Annotated in this window: 20 protein-coding genes and 1 tRNA gene; 3 read left to right on the forward strand and 18 right to left on the reverse strand. The window is 61.4% G+C overall.

Features of this window, described 5'->3' with window-relative positions:
- Positions 1-21: 21 nt before the first annotated feature.
- The 7 genes from H0O22_RS08460 to H0O22_RS08490 all read right to left on the reverse strand — a co-directional run bounded on the left by H0O22_RS08460 (position 22) and on the right by H0O22_RS08490 (position 5,877).
- Positions 22-1,662 carry a phycobilisome rod-core linker polypeptide gene (locus H0O22_RS08460; RefSeq protein WP_185186251.1) on the reverse strand — a complete coding sequence of 547 codons (1,641 nt, stop codon included), beginning with the start codon at positions 1,660-1,662 and terminating at the stop codon, positions 22-24.
- Positions 1,663-1,777: 115 nt separating this feature from the next.
- Positions 1,778-2,662 carry a phycobilisome linker polypeptide gene (locus H0O22_RS08465; protein ID WP_185186252.1) on the reverse strand — a complete coding sequence of 295 codons (885 nt, stop codon included), beginning with the start codon at positions 2,660-2,662 and terminating at the stop codon, positions 1,778-1,780.
- A 112-nt stretch (positions 2,663-2,774) separates the two neighbouring features.
- The gene (locus H0O22_RS08470; protein WP_185186253.1) at positions 2,775-3,446 is read right to left on the reverse strand and encodes a pentapeptide repeat-containing protein; all 672 of its coding nucleotides are present in this window, start codon (positions 3,444-3,446) and stop codon (positions 2,775-2,777) included.
- Positions 3,447-3,491: 45 nt separating this feature from the next.
- Positions 3,492-4,223, reverse strand: a complete 732-nt coding sequence (locus H0O22_RS08475) for a phycobilisome rod-core linker polypeptide (protein ID WP_185186254.1) — start codon at positions 4,221-4,223, stop codon at positions 3,492-3,494.
- Between the two features lie 61 nt (positions 4,224-4,284).
- Positions 4,285-4,872: a phycobilisome polypeptide gene (locus tag H0O22_RS08480; RefSeq protein ID WP_185186255.1), complete on the reverse strand. Its 588-nt coding sequence runs from the start codon at positions 4,870-4,872 to the stop codon at positions 4,285-4,287.
- Entirely contained in the window at positions 4,839-5,258 is a 420-nt protein-coding gene (locus H0O22_RS08485; RefSeq protein ID WP_185186256.1) for a hypothetical protein, read from the reverse strand. The genes H0O22_RS08480 and H0O22_RS08485 overlap by 34 nt, the downstream gene beginning before the upstream one ends.
- A gap of 28 nt (positions 5,259-5,286) precedes the next feature.
- A complete protein-coding gene (locus tag H0O22_RS08490) occupies positions 5,287-5,877 on the reverse strand; it encodes a chromophore lyase CpcT/CpeT (protein ID WP_255439237.1) in 591 nt (196 codons plus the stop codon).
- Positions 5,878-6,030: 153 nt separating this feature from the next.
- Between H0O22_RS08490 and H0O22_RS08495 the strand changes: the two genes are divergently transcribed.
- Complete coding sequence (locus H0O22_RS08495; protein WP_185186257.1) at positions 6,031-6,423, forward strand: hypothetical protein; 393 nt, start codon at positions 6,031-6,033, stop codon at positions 6,421-6,423.
- Positions 6,424-6,455: 32 nt separating this feature from the next.
- Here H0O22_RS08495 and H0O22_RS08500 read toward each other — a convergent pair whose 3' ends face one another.
- The 10 genes from H0O22_RS08500 to psbB form a co-directional block, all read right to left on the reverse strand.
- Positions 6,456-6,692, reverse strand: coding sequence for a hypothetical protein (locus H0O22_RS08500; RefSeq protein ID WP_185186258.1), 237 nt, complete (start codon positions 6,690-6,692; stop codon positions 6,456-6,458).
- A gap of 39 nt (positions 6,693-6,731) precedes the next feature.
- A tRNA-Phe gene (locus tag H0O22_RS08505) sits at positions 6,732-6,804 on the reverse strand.
- A 69-nt stretch (positions 6,805-6,873) separates the two neighbouring features.
- The gene (locus H0O22_RS08510; RefSeq protein ID WP_185186259.1) at positions 6,874-7,143 is read right to left on the reverse strand and encodes a DUF2470 domain-containing protein; all 270 of its coding nucleotides are present in this window, start codon (positions 7,141-7,143) and stop codon (positions 6,874-6,876) included.
- A 155-nt stretch (positions 7,144-7,298) separates the two neighbouring features.
- A complete protein-coding gene (locus H0O22_RS08515; RefSeq protein ID WP_185186260.1) occupies positions 7,299-8,558 on the reverse strand; it encodes an FGGY-family carbohydrate kinase in 1,260 nt (419 codons plus the stop codon).
- Positions 8,555-9,790, reverse strand: a complete 1,236-nt coding sequence (gene metK / locus H0O22_RS08520) for a methionine adenosyltransferase (RefSeq protein WP_185186261.1) — start codon at positions 9,788-9,790, stop codon at positions 8,555-8,557. The genes H0O22_RS08515 and metK overlap by 4 nt, the downstream gene beginning before the upstream one ends.
- Positions 9,791-9,806: 16 nt before the next feature.
- Positions 9,807-10,604, reverse strand: coding sequence for an HAD family hydrolase (locus tag H0O22_RS08525; RefSeq protein ID WP_185186262.1), 798 nt, complete (start codon positions 10,602-10,604; stop codon positions 9,807-9,809).
- Positions 10,605-10,613: 9 nt separating this feature from the next.
- The gene (locus H0O22_RS08530; protein ID WP_185186263.1) at positions 10,614-11,678 is read right to left on the reverse strand and encodes a 30S ribosomal protein S1; all 1,065 of its coding nucleotides are present in this window, start codon (positions 11,676-11,678) and stop codon (positions 10,614-10,616) included.
- 104 nt (positions 11,679-11,782) lie between these two features.
- The gene (nrdR, locus tag H0O22_RS08535) at positions 11,783-12,274 is read right to left on the reverse strand and encodes a transcriptional regulator NrdR (RefSeq protein WP_185186264.1); all 492 of its coding nucleotides are present in this window, start codon (positions 12,272-12,274) and stop codon (positions 11,783-11,785) included.
- A 250-nt stretch (positions 12,275-12,524) separates the two neighbouring features.
- Positions 12,525-12,620 (reverse strand): photosystem II reaction center protein T, encoded by a 96-nt coding sequence (locus H0O22_RS08540; protein ID WP_010314684.1) that lies wholly within the window; start codon positions 12,618-12,620, stop codon positions 12,525-12,527.
- 18 nt (positions 12,621-12,638) lie between these two features.
- The gene (psbB, locus tag H0O22_RS08545; protein ID WP_185186265.1) at positions 12,639-14,198 is read right to left on the reverse strand and encodes a photosystem II chlorophyll-binding protein CP47; all 1,560 of its coding nucleotides are present in this window, start codon (positions 14,196-14,198) and stop codon (positions 12,639-12,641) included.
- 277 nt (positions 14,199-14,475) lie between these two features.
- Between psbB and H0O22_RS08550 the strand changes: the two genes are divergently transcribed.
- Positions 14,476-14,934, forward strand: a complete 459-nt coding sequence (locus H0O22_RS08550; RefSeq protein WP_185186266.1) for a 2Fe-2S iron-sulfur cluster-binding protein — start codon at positions 14,476-14,478, stop codon at positions 14,932-14,934.
- A gap of 48 nt (positions 14,935-14,982) precedes the next feature.
- Positions 14,983-15,087, forward strand: coding sequence for a photosystem II reaction center protein PsbM (psbM, locus tag H0O22_RS08555; RefSeq protein ID WP_010314676.1), 105 nt, complete (start codon positions 14,983-14,985; stop codon positions 15,085-15,087).
- A gap of 170 nt (positions 15,088-15,257) precedes the next feature.
- Here the strand turns inward: psbM and H0O22_RS08560 are convergent, their stop codons facing one another.
- Complete coding sequence (locus tag H0O22_RS08560) at positions 15,258-16,106, reverse strand: universal stress protein (RefSeq protein WP_185186267.1); 849 nt, start codon at positions 16,104-16,106, stop codon at positions 15,258-15,260.
- Positions 16,107-16,128 lie beyond the last annotated feature (22 nt).

Raw genomic sequence — 16,128 nt, forward strand, 5'->3', positions numbered from 1 at the left:
GGGGATAGAGACGAGCAGCGATCACATCACTTCGGTGATGGTGACGATCCGGCCGCCGCGGGCGTGGATGTACTTCATCTGACTGCTCATGTCTTTGCCCGACACCAGGTAGCTGGCATTCGGAGTGCGCTGGCGGCCGCCGCGGGGCTGAGCCTGCACCACGATGCGGAAGCGCTTGGTCGTTGCGGAGGAAGATCCTGCGACGGCGCTGTTGCGGTTGGTGCGGGTGGTGGTGGTGCGCCAGCCACTGGGGACGCTGTTGGTGGCCACTGAGGTCACCAGCGCTGAGCTGTTCAGGACCGAATCGCTGGCTGCGAAGCCCTCGGCGAGAGAGAGATGACGGTTGAAGGCAAGCTGCGAGCGACCTTGCTCACTGAGGATCCGCATGAAGGGAACCGTGTCTTCACCGAAGGTCGACTGGTATTCGGCGCTATCGAGGTAGCTGTTGATCTCAGCTTCGTAGCCGTCATTGGCCAGGATCTGGATGTGCTCACTGAGCTCGGCTTGAGAGACCGGGGCACGGCCCAGCAGGTGCTTGAAATTCAGCTCGACGAAGCGGTAGGGCGCATTAGTTTCGAAGAAGCGGCGGCTGTATTCCGGGGAGAGGGCAATGGAGCGCACGAATTCTCTGGTGCTGAGGTAGCCCTCAGCGAACTTGCTTTCGGCGGACATGACCCGTTCCGACTCCATCAGGTGGGGGTTGCCCATCACTTGGCGGTAGGTGACCCGGATCAGTCCATTGATGGTGTCTGCGGTGTCCCCAGTGCAGCGCTGGAAGACTTCCTGCTCCCGCTGGCCGAGTCCAAAGCCCACATAGGCGTCGTTGCGGATCGGCGTGAAGTCGCCACCATCGCTGTAGGCCCGCTTTTTCGGCGTGAAGGACACGGCACCAGAACCCGAGCTGACACCACCTCCGCTTCGAACGCCGGAAGGAATCTGGATGTAAGGGGTCGTGCCGCGTGCAAGAGCGTTGCTCAATTGACTGCGGCCGCCGATAGCGCTGTCGCTGATCGCAAATCCCCGCTCGAGGGCTGCCATGTTGGCGAAGCTGCTATTGGGTGTTCCAGCAGCTGAAGTGAAGGAACGGGTGTAGGGCACCACATCGTTGCCGAACACTTCTGCGTATTCCGCTCCATCGACAATGAAATCAATGACGGCATCGTGCCCGCCACTCGCCAGCAGCGTGATGTGGGCTGACATTTCCGCCTGGTTTGCTGGAGGTCGCCCCAGCAGGTGCTTCAGGTTCAGTTCGATCCCGCGCTGAGGGGCAACCCCTTCGAAGAAACGGGCGCGGTAGAAGCTGCTCTTGGCAAGGCCACGCACGAAGTCGCGCACGTCCAGTTCGCCATTGCAGAACTGAGCCTCCAGTTCAACAGAGCGCTCGTTGTCCATGACGTGGGCGTTGCCATAAACCTGGCGATAAGCCGCGTTGATCGCCGTTTCCAGTGCGGCCGCATCGCCAGGGGCATAGCGTTGAGCGGTGACGCCATGGGGGCAATCCTCGTGATTGCGGGGCCCGATGGCGATCTTCATCGTCGAGCAGGACTGGCGCAGAAACTCACCGTTGCTCAGGGCAGGTTTGGCGGCTGCGTTGCGGTTACGGCTGAAGGAAACGGGGCCGTCGTTAAGGGAAGCGGCACCAAAGCCTTGGGAGGCGGACATGTGTTCAGGGGGGTGAGGGGAGGGTTGTGGTGTCAGGCGGGGGAAGTTCAGGCGGGCCGACCTGATGCGCAATGGTCGTTAAGCCCGCCTGGAGCGGAGGATCACGCTGGAGACGTCAGTTCACAGGCGTGATGCTGGCGATCTTGCCGCCCTCGCGGTGAATGCGCTTGAACTGCTCGGAGAGCTTGTCGAAGGGCACGAAGTACACCCGGTTGGAGCGGGTGTAGCGGGAGATCCGGCGGACGTTGTTGGCGCTGTAGCCGGTGACTTCCACCCGGTAGGTCTTGCCTTGTTCGCCGGCACCCACGCCGTGGCGAGTGGGGGCGTCCTGCAGGTTCTTGGACGGACGGAAGCTCCAGCCGGTGGCTTTGGTGGAGGAGGGGGGCACCACCGCCATCGGGCGGTTCTGGTAGGCGTTGCCGCCGAGTTTGCTGCTGATGCCAGAAAGATCGCCTTTCAAGCTGCTGCTGCTGTTGCCACGCAGCAGCTGGAAGCTCCAGGTGAACTCCTGCAAGGTGGTGCAGGATTCGGTCTTCCAGCCCCGCTGGAAGGGAACGGTCCACTCGCCGTAAGTGTCCTGGTAGTCGGCGCTGTCGATGAAGCTGTCGATGTCGGCTTCGTAGCCGTGGCTGTCGAGCCGCTCGGCGTGAGCACGCATCTCATCGAAGTCCACGGGGGCGCGTCCCAGCAGGTGGCGGAAGGCCAGCTCGATGTAGCGGTAGCGGGAGCAGGCGTCGAAGAAGCGATCGCGGTACAGCTCGCTCTTGGCGATGCGGCGCACCAATTCACGCACGCTGATTTCGCCGAGCTTGAACTGGGATTCGGCGACGAGCTGACGCTCGCTCTCCATCACGTAGGCATTGCCCAGGACCTGCTTGTAGACAGCCGTGATGATCTGTTCTTTCTTGGCATCGTCATCACCGGGGATGAGCTCAAGGGGGGCTTCGCTCTCTTGGGCGAAGCGCTCAACCCCAAGGAGAGAGGCAGGACCGAAGGGCATGGGCTGCGGACAGAATCAGCTGACTCATCCTCAGGGCAAAGGAAACTCGGGGCCCGCCGCCTTCATAAAGCTCAACCAATTGTTTCTCAATGTTGCGTGACTCAACGAAGCCTTAGGTCTCGAGGCTGGTCCGCGTCGTCTCGCGGGTCAAGGGGTTCCAGGTGTCCAACTCCTTATATGGCCTCGACAGCAGTGCAGAGCGCTCGGCGTCGAGTCCCACGCAACCGCAAAAATCAGCACCGGCGAGGGTCTCAGCGCCCTCAAGCCGGGCGGAGCTCAGATCAGCGGCCCTGAAATCGGCAAAATCCAGCTGACACCCCGAGAAGCTGGCGCCCACACAGGACGCTCCCCGCAAAACAGCGAATCGCAGGTCAGCGCCGACCAGGCGAACACCATCCAAGAGCGACCCACTGAGGTCCGCACCGCTGAGATAAGCCCCCATCAGATTGCAGCCACGCAGATCCAAGCCGCGAAGGTCCGCACTGTTGAGGAAGGCACCGTTCAGCTTGGCGCCAGGACCAACAGCCCCAGACGAGCGGTGGTCAAACCCCTCAGGGAAGCGCGTGAACACATCAAAACGCGCCAAGCGCAGGTCAGCACCATCGAGGTCACAAGCGCTGAGATCAGCCCCGCGCAAATCGACCCGACAGAGGACCGCTCCCCGAAGATCAACGCCAGCGAGGTCCCGCCCACTCCAATCAGCACCGCGACCATCCAGGGGTGCAGCACAACCAACCGTTGGCAGCAGGTCTTCAGGAGGCTGCCACTGCAGAAGGTCGAGCACTGGATTCAGTGAGATGAAGGCGGAACGCTAAGGACTCCGACGAGATCAGGAGTGGCGCAGGGCCGCCAAAGCGACAGTCAGCAACACACGGGTGATCTCGACCCCGCCAACGATGGCGACAGCAAGCCACACCTTCAGCGCCCAAGCGGGAGGCTGACCATTAACCCAAGCCTCTGAAACCTGCCCAGACAACACATTGGAAGTCGCATTCGGCGACGGGGCCCGCTTGGCCATCACATCGCGCCAGTCCGCGCCGTAGCGGGGGAATTGCTGATAGATCGGCAGCTCGCCAGTGGCACGACCAGGCAAGACCCTGGAGCGCTGGGAGGGGACCAGATCCAGGCCAAAGTTCGAGAGGTATTCGTCGCTATCCAGCACCTGATCCACAAAAGCGGGGAAGCCCTGCTCCGCAATCACAATCGACCAGCGCAGACGCTCTGCGTTGGAATAAACCTGACGGCCAAGGACACGCCCAATGACCTGGTCGATCATCCGGTAATTCGAGTTGCACTGGTAGTAGTCGCTAACAAAGCGATCAGACAGAAGCAACCCGCGAATAAAATCCTTCGCAGTAATCGAACCGTTGAGATATTGCGACTCTAAATATGGCTCTCGATCAACCTTTAGGGCATGAAAGAAGATCTGCTTGTACGATTTCTCGATGACAGCTTTACGCTCGTCCTGATCAAAAGCAGCAGGATTACCCTGCAGGGAGGCCTTCAGAGAGACCCGGGAGTTTTGCGTGGAACAGGGGGCTTCCAGGAGGGGAAGAGCCATCAACCATCAATGTGCTGCGGCCATACTGCAATGGGCCTAAGCAGGTTCCAGAAAAAGCTTCTTAGCTCTTTACAGAGCCCCCAAATAGCAGTTCACGTAAATTATCAAAAGAGTCTTGAAGCAAGGTTGTGACTGGGGAGTGGTCGTAGAGCGATTCGAAGGCTGCCCTTGAGTTCGCACTCAACTGGCTCAAGGCATACGCGAGCCCTTGAGTTGGAACGCCCATGCGTCCGTAGAGCTCGTTCAAGGCATCGATGGATGGCTGATCACTAAACCGAGGTCGCGCTGCGGCAACGGCATAAATCACCACCCGAAAAAAGTTCTCACAATCACGCCAACACGCCTCGGCACGCTCAGGGCTCGCCAAGGCCCCACCGGCAATGAACAACTCCGGATGCTGCGAAGCCAACGCAGAACGGGCCTCGCGAACACAGGGCTCGACCAAACTCCTGAGCGCCAACAACTGCTCAGGAGGGAGGCTGGAATGCGCTGAGAATTGAATGAGCTCAGCATCATTGAGCTGACGCTTGCTGCAATTCGCCTCAACAAGAACTTGATACAGCTCAGCTGGGAGATCGTTGAACAGGTCAGGGTTAAAAACCTTGGCCCGCCGAATCAGAGATTGCAGATCGGAGTTGCCGTCAACCATCCGTGCCTCTCGAAATACAGGGCCCAGGCGATCGTGCCAATCAAACCGGGACAATGCTCGAGAGCCAAGGAGGCAAGGTTCCGAGAGACTCCAAGGTTCAACAGGATCTCAGTGAACTCTTCCTTGGTTTGAACGGTCTCAGGACGAATCGCGGAGCCGACCACCCAGGTCAACTTTGTCGACTCCAGGTTGCCACCGGAATTCTCACAAGCCAAGAAGAGATTGGCCGCATTTCCTTTAACAGTGGCCTCATCTTGCCACATTTGAATATAGTCTTCGCGCAAATCAATCCGCAGGACTTCACCGTCCCGATCAAACCGCAACTCTCGTTCGCCACCAGACAGGAGACGAAGCCGATCGATCTCGGAATCAAGCAGGCGCTTCATGGCTCAACCGAGAGTCCGCCTGACGAATTTAATTCCAACCCGCTGGCACCTCTTGACTCCAGTCGCAAAGCTTTTCAAAACGGAATGGTCCAGCGATTGATCCCCAAAGGTGCTCATGGGTCACCGGGTCGTAACCACGGTCAATCGTTTGCATCGTTTGAGGGGTCAACTCAAACTCACTCAACAGATAGGAATCACGCCCCTTACGAAAGACCTTGCAATTACAACCCGGTTCAACCTTTCCACTAAACCCTCCATTGGTCTGATCCACCCAATAGGTGCAGCCAGACAAAAGCCTTAAATCAGCCTCGGCAAGCTCAGCAAGCCTTGCTGGGTCCTCGACAGCGCCATAAAAACGCTCAGGAGACTCGATCGCGAAATTTAAAATGGAAAGCGTCCCATCCTCGAGATAACCGGGCCGCAGAACCCTGACCCGATAAGGCTCATTTGGGGCTATCGCATAGGCCTGCTCAAGCAAAAGGCTATAGGCCTGAAGATGAATAATCGGACGAATCCGGACAAGGATATTTCCGTAGAGCGGTGGGTTCTCAAATGCCTGAGCTTGATTACTAAAGCTGCCCGAAAGCATTCGCGTTAGCGCGCCGGCAAGGTTTGTCACTTGACTGAAATCAATAAAACCAGGATAACACTCTATTGATCTAACAAAGCCCCAATGCGAAACAATCGAAGACCGACGTGCACTCCTTTGATTCCAGACGCTTGCGTCTTTCCCTGAAGCCGATACCATCCAGCCAATTCCAGATCTCCTCACATGTCGGCAGGATCGTCAGCCAACCCTGAGGCCCGCTCGCAATCCGCCGTGCTTGCATCGTTGAGCCAAAGCCTGGAAGCACTGAGCGTGATCGGCGAATCCCTGACCTTTCGCGTGCTTGAGCTGGAAGAACGGCTCGGAGCTCTCGAAAACAAAACCAGTGAACTGGCCGAAGTCCAGCCAACGGAAGGCCTCAACCAAGACACCGCCGCAACGCTGGAGTGCACCGAGCGCCGCATTGTCCGGCTCGAAGAGTTACTGACCAACCCGAATCGAATCCAAGCGACACACGCCGTAGCTCTCGAAGCCATTGAGAGCGAAGAGGAATTCATCGAAGACAATCCATTCCCCGATGAGGTTGAACAACCCTTTATGGATGAGTTCGCGGCTTGAGCTAGGCGACCAGGGACCCTGGTCAAACCCAACTAGTGACCGAACAAACGAAGCCTGAAGTCAGCGACTTGGGCTGCCACTTTTGGGTTGCTCAAAAAGAAAGGATGATCGGAACAGGCCTGAATCGCCAGGTCTTTTTTCTCTTGCAGGCTCAGGTTGTCATGCGCTCCAGTGCTCGCATGACGCTTGAACGCAGCATCAAAGACCATGCCGAAACTGTCGGCGTTATCAAAGAGTTCGCCTGGCTTATCGGGAATGCTGATTGGCATACGTACCGTTCGACCGAGCGAAAATATTGAATTGATGAATGCCAGGACCCAGATTTGAACTGGGGACACGGCGATTTTCAATCGCCTGCTCTACCAACTGAGCTATCCCGGCCCGTCGCTCGCGCGACCCGTCGATCTTAGATCACAGCCGCCCTCTCCCAGGGCCTTTGGCGCAGGGGACTCAGGCCTGAGGCATGGCCCGCAACATGGACACCAGTGTCCGGTGGGCGTCCTCACTGTCGGTCAGGGTGTGGTCAAAGCGGACTTCAACGCAGGCGCCATCAACCTCAAGTTCCATCAGCTCAGGACGCACGGCCAGCATCCGAGCTGCAACCGGAGCCTCGACACCGCCGTAGTGACGCGCATAGGCGAGAACCGCCTCAGCGTGGTCGTCGTTCATGTGCTTGCAAATCCGATCGCTGACGGCGGGAGTGAGGGGGTCAGCAGACATCGGTGCACAGCTCAAGACTCGCCGATTCTGCCCCCTTCCCTAGGCCCCTGCGAAGCGCTGCCACAGCAGAAGACCCAAGCGGACACCGGAGAAGCCGACGTACCCCGCAAGAACCACGAACAACGCAATGGAGAGCCAGGAGGCGAGGCGTTCCTTCACGGGGGGCAAGCGGCAGTGAGCGCCAGTCTGGCCATGCCCGCGGCCCCCGTGCAGTGGGGGCGGTTCAACACCGGGACCCCCAAGATGCGTTGACGGATCAGCCGCCACTGGGGATTGCGGGCTCCGCCCCCCAGGCTGATCACCCGCTGGATCGGCTCAGCCCCCAGGCGCTGCAGCGTCGCCCAGCCCTGGGCCTCGATCTGCGCCAGGCCCTCGAGCAGCCCCTGCAGATAGAGGGCATCGCTGATGGGCCGGGGCTCCAGGATCGGCGCCAGGTTCGGGTCGTCCACAGGGAAGCGCTCCCCCGGGCGGGGCAGAGGCCGCAGGGTCAGGCCGCTGCTGCTGCGCGGATCGATCTGGCGGCTCAGTTCAACGAGCAGGGCATCGGAGAAGAACTGGCGCAGAACACCGGCCCCGGCGTTGGAGGCACCACCGACAAGCCAGCGCCCCGCGACGCGATGGGAACTGATGCCAGGCCCCGCCAGCGGGGTCTTGGACCATTGCTTGAGCACCAGGGTGGTGCCCAGCACCGTCACCCCATCGCCGGGCTGGGGATCAGCGGCCAACACCGCCGCGTTGGCATCGGTGCTGCCCGCTACCACCTGGCAGTGGGCCGGCAATCCCAGGGCGTTGCTGGCGGCCGGCGACAACGGACCGAGCAGCGCACCGGAAGCGACGACCTCCGGCAGGGCCCCACTCCAGGGCTGCTCGGCAATGGCGCCCTGCCAACGCCTCTGGCCCAGGTCCCAGCCCAGGCGGAGATTGTTCCCTTCCTCGCCGAAGCGCCAATCCCCCAGCAACCATCCGCTCAGCCAATCGGCCTGATGACGCACGACAAACCGTTCGCCGCTGGAGCTGGCGAACAAACGCAGGACCCGGGCCAAGCTGCCGCTGGCACTGGCCGCGGGCGACGCGGTGCTGCCCGCCAACTCAGTCGCCGCTTGCGCCTGCTCCGGGCAGGCCAAGAAATAGGGGAGGGCACTGCCGCAGGGGTCCCCGTTGGCTGAGCACGCCAGGACGGTGCCGGAGGTGCCATCAACGGCCACAGCCGCCACCCGATCGCGCAGGTCGTCGGGTAGTGCGGCGCAGAGGGTGATGACCCCCTGACGCCAGCCGAGGGGGTCTTCAAAGGAGCCGGGGTAATCGCTCGATCGCTCCGCCAGCACCGTGCCGGAACGATCGAGGACCGCCAAACGCAAGCCACTGGTGCCCAGGTCGATCCCCAGGCCCAGTGGCTCACGGCCGGTATCGATCAAGCCGCTTGGGCTGCCTTCAAGGTCGCGGCAACGGCGTCGACGTTCTCCCAGGGGAGGTTCAGGTCGCTGCGGCCGAAGTGGCCGTAAGCAGCCACGTCTTGGTAGAAGGTGCCGCCGCGCTGCTGGGGCAGATTGCGCAGGCTGAAGGTGTCGATGATCGCGCCGGGGCGCAGATCAAAGTGCTCCTGCACCAGGGCGGTCAGCGCGTCGTTGCTCACGACACCCGTACCAAAGGTCTCCACCAGGATGCTGACGGGCTTGGCGACACCGATGGCGTAGCTCAGCTGCACTTCAGCCTTGCGGGCCAGACCAGCGGCCACAAGGGCCTTCGCCACATAACGGGCGGCGTAGGCGGCAGAGCGGTCCACCTTGGTGGGATCTTTGCCGGAGAAGGCGCCACCGCCGTGGCGGGCATAGCCGCCGTAGGTGTCCACGATGATCTTGCGGCCCGTCAGGCCGGCATCCCCTTGGGGGCCGCCGACCACGAATTTGCCGGTGGGGTTCACCAGGAAACGGGTGCCGTCCTTGGAGGGCTTGAGGGTCAGATCCGCGGTGGCCGGCTCGACCACATGGGCCCAGAGGTCAGCAGAGATGCGCTCGCGGATGGCCTTCTCTTCGCTCACCCCGTCGATCTCGGAGATGTGCTGGGTGGAGATCAAGATCGTGTCGATCGCCACGGGCTGGTCGTTCTCGTAGACGACGCTGACCTGGGTTTTGCCGTCCGGCAGCAGGTAGGGGAGGGTCCCGTTGTGGCGCACTTCGGCCAGGCGACGGGAGAGACGGTGGGCCAGGCTGATGGGCAGCGGCATCAGCTCCGGCGTCTCGTTGCAGGCGTAGCCGAACATGATGCCCTGGTCGCCAGCACCCACCAGGTCCAGGGGATCACCGGCGTGGTCGTCGGCCTCATTCACCCCTTGGGCGATGTCCGGCGACTGCTGATCGAGGGCCACCAGAACGGCGCAGCTGTTGGCATCGAAGCCACCTGCGCGGGCACCGGAGTAGCCGATCTTCTCGATCACACCGCGCACCAGACCGATGTAATCGACCTTGGCGGTCGTCGTCACTTCGCCGGTGATCAGGCAAAGACCGGTGTTGACGACGGTCTCGCAAGCCACTCGAGAGGCGGGGTCCTGGGCGAGCAGGGCGTCTAGCACCGCATCGCTCACCTGGTCGCAGATCTTGTCGGGGTGACCTTCGGTCACCGACTCCGAGGTGAAGACGTAGCGGCTCATGCCTGGACTGGTCTCTTTAGTTGAGAGCCAACCTAGGGGACGGTCCCACGCTCAATTCGCTCCAGGCATGCACCAGGGGATGTGGTTCCGCCAGGGGGGGTGGGGTGCGCCAAGCCGCGGTGTAGCCCAGGGCCAAGGGGTGGGGAATTCCCGCAGCAACGGCCATGTGTAGGTCGCTGTTGGCATCGCCGATCAGGGCACAGCGATGCGGCTGAACGCCCAGCTCGGCGCAGAGGCCATGGACGGCTGCAGGGTCGGGTTTGCGGGGACGGTGCTCGGCGCTCCAAAGCCCCGAAAAGAACGAGCGCAGACCGTGGGCGGCCAAAAAGTGCTCAATGCCGGCCATGTCGTCGTTGCTGATCACGGCGCAACGCACACCGGCCGCCTGCAATTGCTCGAGCCATGGCACCAGCCCCTCGGTGGTGGAGCTCGTCGGGGTCGTGGACGCGGCTGAGCGGCGGGCATCCACGGCATCGGCCTGGGCAAACACCTGCTCGCCGATGGCCAGCGCCTCAGGCCAGCCCAGACCCACTTGAACCAGAGCCGTCGCCGTAGCGATCAGGTTGTGATCGCGGGTCGCCACCGCCGTGATCCCAGCCGGGCAGACGCCATCGGCCCGCAGGCCGTAGGCCCGTTGCAGCAAATCCTTGAGCGTCTCGCGCCGCTCAGAGCTGACCTGCTCCAGACAGAGAAAAACCCTGGCTTCCGCCAGGGTGAACAGCTGGGGCTCACTAATGCTGAGGGTGCCGTCCTTGTCGAACAGCACCGCATCAATGGCTCCAAGCTCCGTGCCACGCAACAGGAGCTCAGCCATGGCTCAGCTTCACTCGTAAGCCATTTCGCCGTCTTCAGCCTGCTCAAGCAGCATTTGCTTGTAGCGGGCGGCCATTTCCTCAGCCTTCTCGAACACCTTCTGGGGATCGGTGAGCATGTCACCGGGCTCGGGCTCGAGGGCTTTGGTGGAGAGGGAGATCCGACCGCGCTCGGCGTCGAGGTCGATGATCATCACCTTCATCTGGTCGTTGACATTGAGCACCGTGTGGGGGGTCTCAATGTGCTCGTGGCTGATCTCGGAGATGTGCAGCAGGCCGCTGACACCGCCGATGTCGATGAAGGCGCCGTAGGGCTTGATGCCACGGACGGTACCGATCACCACTTCGCCCACCTCGAGGCGGTTCATCTTGCGCTCAACCAGAGCGCGGCGATGGCTGAGGACGAGGCGGTTGCGCTCTTCGTCCACCTCAAGGAACTTCAGAGGCAGGAATTCAGCAACCAGCTCTTCCTTGGGCTTGCGGGTGCTGATGTGGCTACCGGGGATGAAGCCGCGCAGACCTTCCACCCGCACCAGTGCACCACCACGGTTGGTGGCAAACACTTCGCTGTAGATGGTGGCGTCTTCCTTCTGAAGCTGACGCACGCGCTCCCAAGCGCGTTGGTACTCAATCCGACGGATCGAGAGGGTGAGCTGACCGTCTTCGTTCTCTTCGCTGAGGATGAAGAACTCGCGCTCTTCGCCGGGCTCGAGCACGTCGCTGAGGTGCTCAACGCGGTTGATCGACACCTCTGCCATAGGCATGAAGGCGGCGGTCTTCGCGCCGATGTCGATCATGGAGCCCTTGGACTCGATCGCGAACACGGTGCCCTTCACCACGTCGCCAGGCTTGAAGTTGTAGTCGTACTTGCTCAGCAGCGACGCGAACTCATCCAGGGTGAAGCCAACGCCATCGAGGTCGCGAGCCACAGCACGGCTGCTGGGGTCGTCGGCGCTGGGCACCTCTTCCGGAATATCCAGATCGAGCTCAGCAGCAGCATCAACGACGTCTTGATCGACAGCCTCTACGGCCACGTCGGTCTCGCTGGTGTTGAGATCGGAAGGGGTCACGGTCATGGAGAGTTGGCGGACTGCCCAAGGCAGCGCGAAGGAACCAATGCGTCGGCCGCCACCGTCGCAGAGGAATCTAAAACTATAGAGGTCGGCTGCCGCAGCCCCTTTCAGCTAGGGGCTGCGGCAGCCGCGAGGGATTTGCCCTTGGGCTTGCGATTCAGGCCATCCAGGGTCGCCACAAAATCAGCAACGCTCTGGAACTGGCGATAGACCGACGCGAAGCGGATGTAGGCGACGTCACTCATCCCTGCGAGGTGCTGCAGGGCCAATTCACCGATGTCCTTACTGGAGACTTCTCGACCGCTGCGGCTCTGGAGCTCCAGCTCCAGCTCGTCGACCACCAGTTCCAAGCGGCTGGGCTCCAGGCCCGTCTTGTCGCAGGCCCGCAGCAGACCGTGGAGGAGCTTGCCGCGATTGAACGCTTCCCGATTGCCGTTGCGCTTGAGAACCGTGATCGGCACCGTCTCCACCCGTTCATAGGTGGTGAAGCGAAACTCGCAATTCAGACACTCCCGACGACGACGCACACTGCGACCGGTGTCCGCGGAACGCGATTCAAGAACGCGGCTATCGGTGTGCTGACAGGAGGGGCACTGCATGCCCGAAGTTCCGCCGGAGAAGTTGCTCAAGTTTAGACAGAACAATTCCCTTTGAGAAGGGCTGCTGCAACTTGGGTCTTGCACAGCAACAGTTCAACTCCCCGCATAAACCAATGAGACTCAGCGCTCAAACAAGGGGCAGAAAAGTCGAAATGAGATTGCCTAAGAGCCGCAGCTCCGTTGACTGGGATCCCCAGCCATGAAAAAACCCCCGCCGGTGGCGGGGGCCTGTGGACTCAGGAGAGTCGAATCACTTGCCGATCTTCGGGGGATCGCGGAAGGCGATCGCGAAGAACAGGGTGGAGATGGCTAACGCCAGGATCAGGATGTAAGCAAAGCTTTCCATGAGTTACCTCCGAGGCGCTCAGCTGAGGGTGGTGCCTGCGGGGGGCACGTAGCCCTCCGGCAGACGACGGGTGGAACGGTCGCCCAGTTTCTGGAACAGACCGAACTCAACCTGCTCACCGAGATCGGGATCGATACCGGCGAACACATCGCGGTACAGGGTGCGAGCACCGTGCCAGATGTGACCGAAGAAGAAGAGCAGCGCGAAGCAGGCGTGGCCGAAGGTGAACCAGCCGCGGGGGGAGCTGCGGAAGGTGCCGTCGGAGTGATAGGTCTCGCGATCGAATTCGAACGCTTCACCCAGCTGGGCCTTGCGAGCCAAGCGCTTCACGTCCGCGGGGTCGGTGAAGGTCTGACCGTTCAGGGCACCCCCGTAGACGGTGGCGGTCACGCCGGTCTGCTCGAAGGAGTACTTCGCTTCAGCGCGGCGGAAAGGAATGTCAGCGCGGACGATGCCTTGGCTGTCTTCCAGAACCACAGGGAAGTTCTCGAAGAAGTTGGGCAGACGACGCACCTCGAGATCGCGACCCTGGTTGTCGGTGAAGGCAATGTGACCCAGCCAGCCGGTGGGCAGGCCATCACCGTTGACCATCGGACCGACGCGGAAGAGACCGCCCTTGGCAGGGCTGTTACCGACGTAGTCGTAGAAGGCCAGCTTTTCAGGAATCTGGGCGTAGGCCTGTTCCTTAGTGGCACCGTTGTCCAGAGCGGTCTGAACGCGGCGGTTGATCTCGGTCTTGAAGTAGCCCTGATCCCACTGGTAGCGGGTCGGACCGAAGAGCTCGATGGGGGTTGCAGCGGCGCCGTACCACATGGTTCCAGCCACGATGAAGGCGGCGAAGAACACAGCGGCGATGGCACTCGAGAGCACCGTCTCGATGTTGCCCATGCGGAGAGCCTTGTAGAGGCGCTCGGGCGGACGAGTGGTGATGTGGAAAACGCCGGCAATGATGCCGACAATGCCTGCTGCGATGTGGTGGGCAACGATGCCACCAGGGTTGAAGGGGTTGAACCCTTCAGGACCCCAAGAGGGCTGTACAGCCTCAAGGTGTCCGGTCACGCCGTAGGGATCAGAGACCCACATGCCGGGGCCAAAGACGCCGGTGAGGTGGAAGGCACCAAAGCTGAAGCAGCCGAGGCCAGCGAGCAGCAGGTGGATGCCGAAGATTTTGGGGAGGTCAAGGGCAGGCTCGCCAGTGCGAGGGTCCTGCCAGATCTCCAGATCCCAGTAGGTCCAGTGCCAAATGGCGGCCAGCATCAGCAGGCCACTGAAAACGATGTGAGCAGCTGCCACACCTTCAAAACTCCAGAAGCCGGGGTCGACACCGGTGGCACCGGTGATACTCCAGCCGCCCCAGCTATCCGTCACACCCAGGCGAGCCATGAACGGCATGACAAACATGCCCTGGCGCCACATGGGGTTGAGCACCGGGTCGGAGGGATCGAAGATAGCCAGCTCATAGAGCGCCATGGAACCGGCCCAGCCGGCAACCAAGGCAGTGTGCATGAGGTGCACGGCGAGCAAACGGCCCGGGTCGTTAATCACGACCGTGTGCACCCGATACCAGGGCAATCCCATGGGGGTCAGGTCCGAGGAAACATCGAGGCTTCCGCTTCAGAAAACCGAAACCGGAAGTCAGCGCGATCAGGCTTTGCCAGCGAAAGCCAGCAAATCGTTGATCCGTGCTCGCGATCGTAAGGGTTTCAGCTGACGGAACGTTTTGAAGGGTCGCGAGCTGAAACGTGCCGTGACGGGAAAACGGCTCTGCAGCCCCAGGGAGCGCTCCTCACAGCAAAGCCGCGGTTACAAATCGCAATCCATTCCCTCAGAATGCGGAGATTCCGTTTCCGCCGCCATGCCCGTCATTCGCTTCGTTCGTGAGGGCCGGGATGTGGAGTGCTACCCCGGCGAGAACCTCCGCGAGGTCGCCCTGCGTGAAGGCCTTGAGCTCTATGGCCTCAAAGGGCAGCTCGGAAACTGCGGCGGCTGCGGCCAGTGCATCACCTGTTTCGTCGATGTGGTGGGCGAAAGCAGTCCCGGAAGCCTGAGCGGCAGGACCGCCGTTGAAGAGCAGAAGCTGCGCCGCCGGCCCCAGACCTGGCGCCTGGCCTGCCAGACCCTCGTCCAACAATCGGTCCTGGTGTTGACCCGACCCCAGGTGCGCTTTGGGGACGCCGAGCAACGCATTGCCACCGCCAAAGCCAACCCGCTGCCAGCCGGGCCCACAGCCTGGCCGGAACCTGAGCCCCAGGAGGAGGACGCCGCAGAAACCGCTGCCGAGGCCGAAACCACAACGAGGGATGAAGAGGCCTGATGAAGCCCCTTTGGCGGTGATACGGTCACCTGGCTCAAGACTTTTGCGATGGAAACCAACGATCTCGGCTTCGTCGCCAGCCTGATGTTCGTGCTGGTGCCGACGGTGTTTCTGATTGTTCTGTACATCCAGACCAGCAGCCGCCAGAGCTGAGCCGGCTCCATTGGTTTCGCCAACCCTGGACGCCTCTCCTTGATGCGTTCAGGGTTTTCTTTGTGCCTGCACCTCGCCCTTGAAGGCGCAGCACAAACCCCCAGGGCCTAGCGGTCCTGGGGGTTTCTTGTCTCGAGCCGCAATCAAAAAGGAGTGTGCCGCCTGGATCCTCAGCCGCGACCTTCGGGCTCGCGCACCAGAAGAACCGGAGCCGGAGCATGCACCCGGATGTAGTCGCTCACCGAGGAGCCCAACAGGCGATCGATATCGACAAGACCGCGGGCCACCAGCGGGCGTCGGTCCTGGGAGGCGATCACGACAAGATCAGCGTTGTGCTCTTCAGCGGCCTGACAGAAACCGCGGCCAACGTCACCCGTGCCGTGGATCGCTTTCATCTCAACGCCAAAACCACGGGCCCGTTGCACGGCCTTCTCCAGCAATTCATCGGCAGGGGTTTGACCACCACGGGTGGGGGTGATGTCCTGGCGGCTGATGTGAACGCCGGTCAACGTGCTGCCGGGCACATCACGCACGAGCTCACAGGCCAGCTTTAACGCGTCATCACCGACCCCGGTGCCGTCAATCGCCACCATCACGCGATTGATATGACGGACATAAAGGTCATCGCGCACCAGCAACATCGGCCGGGTCGAGAGCTGGAAGACGTACTGACTCGCGCTGTTGCTCAGGATCGACTGCAGCCGGCCCAGGCCCCGAGAGCCCATCACGATCAGATCAGCGTCCAATTCATCGGCCACCTTCAACACCGTTTGCTTGGTGTCGCCTTGGCGAATGATCGTGTTGACCTCAGAAGGATTCAGTCCCAGTCGCTGAACGGCCTCAGCGACGATGCCTGCAGCCTTCTGGGAATGCTCGGCGTAGTCCTGACCGGCCTGCTCGGAGACCACATGCAGGAGGTTGATGCGGGCCTGCCGCACGGTTGGGATGTCGCGCAGCATGCGCACCATTTCCTCGACGTGGCCTTTGCCTGAATCGGCGATCAGAAGATTGGAGAACACATCCCAGGGGCGCGTTGGGGCA

Source organism: Synechococcus sp. LTW-R (assembly GCF_014217875.1).
Classification (GTDB): domain Bacteria; phylum Cyanobacteriota; class Cyanobacteriia; order PCC-6307; family Cyanobiaceae; genus Vulcanococcus.